2 protein-coding genes and 1 pseudogene are annotated in these 7,400 nt (G+C 61.6%); 2 read left to right on the top strand and 1 reads right to left on the bottom strand.

The features are described 5' to 3' along the window. Positions 1-555, bottom strand: a pseudogene (locus ACRESD_RS03640) (lactate dehydrogenase); the annotation flags it as partial. A 421-nt stretch (positions 556-976) separates the two neighbouring features. On the opposite strand from ACRESD_RS03640, the gene ACRESD_RS03635 reads away from it, so the two are divergent. Further along, positions 977-2,692 (top strand): ShlB/FhaC/HecB family hemolysin secretion/activation protein, encoded by a 1,716-nt coding sequence (locus tag ACRESD_RS03635; protein WP_431749674.1) that lies wholly within the window; start codon positions 977-979, stop codon positions 2,690-2,692. 100 nt (positions 2,693-2,792) lie between these two features. Continuing rightward, the coding region (locus ACRESD_RS03630; protein ID WP_431749673.1) for a hemagglutinin repeat-containing protein at positions 2,793-7,400 on the top strand (4,608 nt) is incomplete at its 3' end.

Genomic DNA, 7,400 nt, shown 5'->3' with positions numbered 1-7,400 from the left:
GAGCTCATCCGCGCTCAAATCCCCGCCTTCGACCGTCGCCTGTACGCCCAGGCCGTCCTTCTGGCTAGACAGGCTGAAAGTCACCGTCTTGCCACTGGCGGTCTTGATGCTGAGGCTGACCTGGTTGTCGGCCTTAGTGTGCAACGCAGCCTGATCGGCCTTGATTGCGCCGGTGTCGCCAGCACGGTCAGCGGAAGTGTTGAGCACGGACTGGGAAATGCCCGCACCGCCGCTCTTCGTGAACTGATCCACCAAGGCGGCTCCCAGGCCGCTGTAGCGACTGGCTGTGGAGATCGAGTTAAAACGGTTGTTGATCGCTTGGGTGATTGCGTCCTGCTGGTTATTTTCCCAGGCTCGCACGTTTTCCCGACCAGGCAGTTGCCCGTCTTTGGAGTAGATATCGACTGCCTCTGCAACCGGATTGCCGAGACTGACCACTGACGATGGCCGAGTTGGCGAGACATCGACCGTGTTCACCAGTGCCGCCGTCGGCGCGGTGGTGGCAGCACGAAGAATGAGGGGATTGGTCGCGATGATCGGCGTTAGCGTAGTCATGACAGTCCCTGTCTTAAAAGCTGATTGGTCTTCAATCTAACCAAGACATACCGCGATTGACAGCACTGAAGTCAACATTGCCGGCAAAGAGCCATGCCAAATCGCCTTAAGCGTTTCGTTATTCACAATCTATAAACACAGCAATTAAGCTATTCCGGTGCAACAATCAAAAACCGTCCCGCCCCCTTTTTTGTCCGTCAAGCCCGAAAAATCGAGCCCTCCAGACTCAAATCAACCCTTACCGCACCAAAAACGCGCATTTATTTGCTGAATAACGCGGCATTCCTCACGTTTTATGTAATAAATCCTACAGCCGATGTAACAAACCGTTTAATGATGGCTCAAGTGTGGCACGTCCCCTGGGTTCATGGTTTTGGCTCTGGGGCACCGATCGTGTGTATTTCTACGTTAAGGATGTCGAGTGCCAAGTCAGCCCTCAATCGAACGCCCCTATTACATCCCATTGCTGGGCGCCGCCCTGCTCTGCCTCTGCGCGCTGCAGGCGACTGCCGCCGATGGCCCGCAACCCGGCCAGGAAGCCCTGCGCTTGCAGCAGCAACAGCAGCGCGACCTGCAACAATTGCAACTGGAACAACGCCAGCGCCAGTTGCAACGAGGTAGTTTCGGCACACCACCGGCCACCCCCACGTTGCCCCAAGACATTGCCAAAGATGAACGCTGCTGGCCCTTGAGCGGTACGCGCCTGGCCGGAGTCACCCTGTTCAACAAGGCGCAGTTGAACAAACGCATCGAGCCCTACGTGGCCCCGTGCATGGGCGTCACCCAGATCAACCGCTTGTTGGCCGAGATCACCCGCCTGTACGTCGACGCGGGTTACATCGCCAGCCGCCCGTACCTGATCAGTACGCCGGCAACCGGCCACCCGCTGGATATTCACGTCGAGGAAGGCTACCTCGAAGCGATCGAACTGGCCGACCAGAGTTTGCCGGTGTCGTTGGGTGGTGCGTTCCCCGGCATGCTTGGCAAACCGCTGAACCTGCGTGACCTGGAACAAGGCCTGGACCAGCTCAACCGCCTGCGTTCGGTCGATCTGACCGCCGACATCGCCCCAGGCAGTGAGCCCGGCGCCTCGCGCATCATCCTGCGCTCGCGCAGCACGGCCTCGCGCTGGGCGCTCGGGCTTGGGGTGGACAACCTCGGCAGCGCCGGCACCGGACGTGATCGCAATGCCATCAGCCTGAGCCTGGACAGCCCGCTGGAGCTCAACGATTCGCTCAACCTGAGCTTCAGCGACACCCTCAACCATGGCCCGCGCTACAGCCGCAGCCACAGTCTGTTTTATTCGATCCCTTACGGGTACTGGACCTACAGCCTGTTCGCCAGCCACGCCGAGTACCGCTCGCCGTTCAAGCTCAGTAATACCACGCTGTATAACAGCGGCCGCACCGATCAGGTCAGCCTGCGCAGCGACCGCGTGTTGTGGCGCGACCAGGGTCATCAACTCAGCGCCAACCTGCAACTGGCCTACAAGGACGTCGACAGCTACCTGCAAAAGGCCCACCTGGGAATCCAGAGCCCGACGCTGACGGTGGCCGAGGCCGGCGTGAACCTGTTCTGGCTCAACAGTGCGGTGTGGAATCTCGACGTCAATTACGCCCAGGGCCTGACCTGGTTCGGCGCCGATCGCGATGCTGACCAGACGCAGAAAAACCTGCCCCAGGCGCAATTCCACAAATACCGCGCCAACCTGACCCAATGGCGCAACGGCCAATGGGCCGGGCAGCCGTGGCAGTGGCAGAGCCAGTTATCCGTGCAATACAGCCCGGATGCGTTACCCGCCATCGAACAACTGCTGGGCACCGACGATTCCGCGGTGCGCGGCTATCGCGAAAACAGTGCGTCCGGTGCCATCGGCACGGTGTGGCGCAACACCCTGCGCCTGCCACTCAACAGTGACCTGCCAGTGAAAGTCACCCCGCGCCTGGGCCTGGACAACGGCTGGGTCAAGCGCGAACACGGCGCCCAGGGCCAACGCCTGAGCGGTGCCAGTGCCGGGCTCAACCTGAGCTGGAAAAACGTGCAGCTCGATTTCGATTACCAACACAGCCTCAACACCCCCGCAGGTTTTGGCCAGGAGCCGGATGTCTGGCTGACACGCCTGAGCCTGCAGATTTAAGCCGAGATTAGCCTGAAACAACCGCCGTACCTGACCACCACAGCAGCGTTGCAACGAACAACGCACGTCGCGGATCAGCCAACACAGAGCGAAATTATTTATGCCAAATGACACACACGCGTTTCACCTTTCTCCCCAGGGCAAACTGCGCTGGGCCATCGCCAGCCTATTCCTGCTGCCCCAACTGGTATTGGCCGGTGGCGTGATCGTTGCCGAAGGCCCTGGCGGCATCCCGCAGCTGCAAAACCAGGGCGGCGTGCCGATCGTCAACATCGTCGCGCCGAATGCCGGTGGCCTGTCCCATAACCAGTTCCTGGACTACAACGTCGACCGCCAGGGCCTGGTGTTGAACAACGCCTTGCAAGCCGGCCAATCCCAACTCGCCGGTCAACTGGCGGCCAACCCACAGTTCCAGGGCCAGGCCGCGAGTGTGATCCTCAACGAAGTGATCAGTCGCAACGCCTCGACCCTGAACGGCGCCCAGGAGATTTTCGGCCGGGCCGCCGATTACGTGCTGGCCAACCCTAACGGCATTTCCGTGAATGGCGGCAGTTTCATCAACACGCCGAATGCCAACCTGGTGGTGGGTCGCCCTGAGTTCCAAGACGGCAAGCTGCAAGCCTTGAGCACCCGCGACGCCCACGGCCAACTGACGGTACAAGGTCAGGGCCTGCAAAACCGCGAGGGCTCCATCAACCTGATCGCGCCGCGCATCGACAGCGACGGTCGCCTCAGCGCTCGAGATCAATTGAACCTCACCGTCGGCCGCAACCAAGTCGACTTCGCCAGCGGGCAAGTGCGCCAAGTGGACCCGGCCGGCAAAGCGCAGGACCAGCGCATCGACGCCAGCCTGTTCGGCGCGATGCAGGCGGGGCGCATCAACATCATCAGCACCGCCGAAGGCGCGGGTGTGCGCGTGGGCGCCGTGCAAGTGGAAGGCCGCGACGGCGTGAAGATCAGCTCGGCGGGCGACCTCGATGTCAGCGGCCTGGTCCACGCCAACAGCCTCGACGCCACCCGCGCCGGCGTGCAGAGCCGCCAGGGCGATGTGGACTTGCACGGAGCCAGGGACTTGAACCTGGCGGCCACCGATGTCGGCGGGCGCAACGTCAAACTCGACGCCGGGCGCAACCTGACCCTCAGCAGCCTGGAAAGCCGCAAGCTCCAGGAGAAGCGCGAACAGTGGAACAACAGCAACTTCCTCTTCACCTACGAAACCTACGACCGCACCACCACCGATAAGGACTCGCGCCAGCACGGCAACAACGTCGTCGCGCAACAGAACGCCGCGTTGTCTTCCGGCGCCAAGACCGAAATCAATGCCAGCCACGTAAACGCGGGGGCTGATTTACACATCAACAGCGGCGCCGATCTGCAACTGAGTGCCGCCACCGAAACCCACGAAACCCGTGATCAGGGCAACCATCGCAAACATCTGTGGAAGGCCAACTGGGACAAATCCAGCAGCGAACAGCGCAACATCACCAGCAGCCTCAAGGCCGGCAAGGCGCTTGAACTGACCAGCCAACAGACCCTGCAACTGCAAGGCGCCGAGCTGAAAACCCCAGGCGATATTCAATTGGCTGCCCGCCACGTGGACATCACCAGTGCCAGCCGCACCCAGAGCAGCAGTGACAACGCCTACTCCGGCGACCTGGTCGGCGGCAGCTTCTTTGGCAAGAACGGCGATGGCAACCAAGGCAAGACCTTGAACACCGGCAGCAAGGTGAATGCCGACGGCAAGCTGATCGTCAAGGCGGACGACGTGCGCATCAGCGGCAGCCAGGCGCGCGGCGGCAAACAGGCCAGCGTCATCAGCGACAAAGGTTCGCTGGTGATCGACGGTGTACAAGACACGTCCCACGACAACCGCTACAGCAACGACAGCAAATTCTTCGGCATCTCCAAGGATGAAAGCCGCAAGAACCTCAAGGACAGCACCGTCGTCGCCAGCAACCTGCGCTCGGACAGCAACCTGAAGCTACACAGTGCCAAAGACATCGAAGTCAGCGGCTCAACCGTCTCTGCCGCCGGTGAACTGCAGGCCGAAGCCAAGGGTGATATCAAGGTCGCGTCGGCTGAAAACACCGCCCACGACACCACCAGCACCCACACTCGCGGGTTCGACGGTTACGCCAAGGAAACCGCCGATGGCAGCCGCCAGTACCGGGCCGGTATCCGTTATGAAGACCAGCAGCACACCCGCAAGACCGACACCACCCGGCAACAGGCCTCCAGCCTCAGCGGCGCCAGCGTGGCCGTCACGGCCGAGGGTGATGTGAGCATCAAGGGTTCCAATCTCAAGGCCACACAAGGCGATGCAACCTTGAACGGCAAAAATGTCGAACTGCTGGCCGCCCACGACAGCACTCACAACGATACCGAGCAGACCACCACCGGCGGCGGCGTGTACTACACCGGTGGCCTGGACAAGGCCGGCAGCGGCGCGCAGTTCAGCCATCAAAGCAGCCACGACAGCAGCGACAAGACCACGGCGCAAACCAGCAACGTCGCAGCGAGCGGCAAGCTGACCATCAACGCCGGCAACACCCTCACCAGCCAAGGTGCACAGGTCAAGGCCGGTACCGAGTTGCAGGTCAATGCCGCAGCTGTCGATAACCAAGCGGCGCATAACAGCGAAACCAGCACTCACAAAGAGAATGGCTGGACCGCCGACATCGGCGCCAATGTCGAATACAAAGGCGTCACCCGTCCCATCGAAAAAGCCGTCGAAGGTGTGGCCCAGGCCAAATTCCATCAGCCCGGTCTGCTCGATGCGTTCGAGCAACCCAACGTCGGCTTGGACGTGGAAGTGGGCCATACCAACAAGACCCGCACCCAGCAGGACAGCGCCGCAGTCGTCAGCCAGTTCAGTGGCGGTACGGTACAGGTGAATGTCACGGGCAAGTTGCAGGATGAAGGGACGCAATACCAGGCCACCGGTGGCGCGCTGAAGATCAACGCTGATGAGCATGTCGCCACGGCGGCGGCCAATACCCACAGCAGTAGCGAGCAAGGCGTGGATGCCAAGGTGGGTGTGCGCATCTACACCACCACCGGCGAAGACCTGAATGTGCGCGGCAGCGGTAGCGGTGGCAGCAGTGATGTGCGCGAATCCAGCAGCACGGCGGTGGTGGGCAGCTACGTCGCAAGCCAAGGCGTGAACATCACGGCCAAGGGCGACGCGCGTTATGACGGTAGCCAGTTCAATGGCGGTCAGGCGGGCGCCAACCTCAAGGCGGGCGGTGAGTTGGCCCTGAATCAAGCCAACGACACCCAGAGCACAACCAGCAACAGCCTGCGCGGCAATGGTTCGTTGACGGTCGGTACGGCGCCAGGCACCAGCGGTACAAACGTCAACCTCGGCGCCGGTGTGCAACTGGACCATAAGCAGCTCGACACTCAGGACAGCCAAGCCCGGGTGGCGACGATTCAGGGCAACGGTCCGATTCAACTCAGCAGCGGCGGCGACATGACCCTGCAAGGTACCCGGATCGGTAGCAGCACCGACAAAACCGGTGACATCAGCCTCAATGCCGGCGGCAAGCTGGACCTGCAAGCAGCCACAAATACTCACCTGAGCACTGGCAGCAACCTGGGCGGCGGCCTGACCGTCGGCGCCGGCAAGACCAGCAGCGCCGAAAGCAGCGGCAAGACCGGCAGCCTGAGCGCCAACTTCAACATCGGCAAAGTGTCCGAGAACGATACGGGCGTGACCGTCGGACAGTTGCACAGCAACGGCAACGTGAGCCTCACCAGCGCGGCAAGCAGCGCGGATGCCATTCACTTGCAAGGCACGCAGGTCACGGCTGCCAACGTCAATCTCGACGCGCACAACGGCGGCATCCTGCAAGAGTCCGCGCAAACCACTCAGGCTCACAACAGTTGGGGCGTGACCCTGGGCGCGGGCGGCAGTGGTGGCAAGACCACCCTGGCCGACGCCGGTGAACACGACACACCCAAGACCCAGTTCGGCATCAACGCCCGAGCCAAGGTCGATGTGGATCACCTGCAAGGCACCACGCAAAACGACAGCCTGATCAAGGCCGACAGTGTGGTGATCAACAGTGCCGGCGATACCCATCTGGCCGGCGCACGCATCGAAGCCAACCAGGTCAGCGGCAAGGTGGGCGGCGATTTGCTGGTCGAGAGCCGCAAGGATCACGTCAGCAGTACCCAGGTCAACGTCGATGCCAAGCTGGATGTCGAGAAGAACCAGCCCGGGGTGGTCAACAAGTTGGCCAAGACCACTGGCCCGCTCAAGGACAAGGTGCAAGCCAAGGCCGAAGGCGCGTTCGACAAACACCGCGAAAAACTGGAAAACGCCGTCGACAAGGGCACTGGGCACCTGGCCTCAGCCAAGGACACGGTGGTCGACAGCGTCGTCAACGCCAAGGAACGCCTGGGGGAAAAATTCACGCGCAGCGGCAGCTATGACGTCAACCCAGAGCCTCGTGGCGCCTTCGGCACTCGCGTGGACCAGGCCAAGGCCTACCTCGCGGACAAGAAAGACGCCGTGGGCTCGCGCCTGTCCAGCTTCAAGGACAAGGTCTGGCCAAAAACCAGTGACAGTTACACCGTCAGCGGCAAGAACACCACCGGCAGCTCGGTGGCCGATACCACACAAAACGTGCTGTTCGGTGACAAGAGCGGCAACACCAACTACACCCCGACGCTGAACCTGGACGTCAGCCACGTGGTTAAGGAC

This window comes from Pseudomonas sp., from assembly GCF_050739995.1.
Lineage (GTDB): Bacteria > Pseudomonadota > Gammaproteobacteria > Pseudomonadales > Pseudomonadaceae > Aquipseudomonas.
This window is presented reverse-complemented; position numbering and strand designations above follow the sequence as displayed.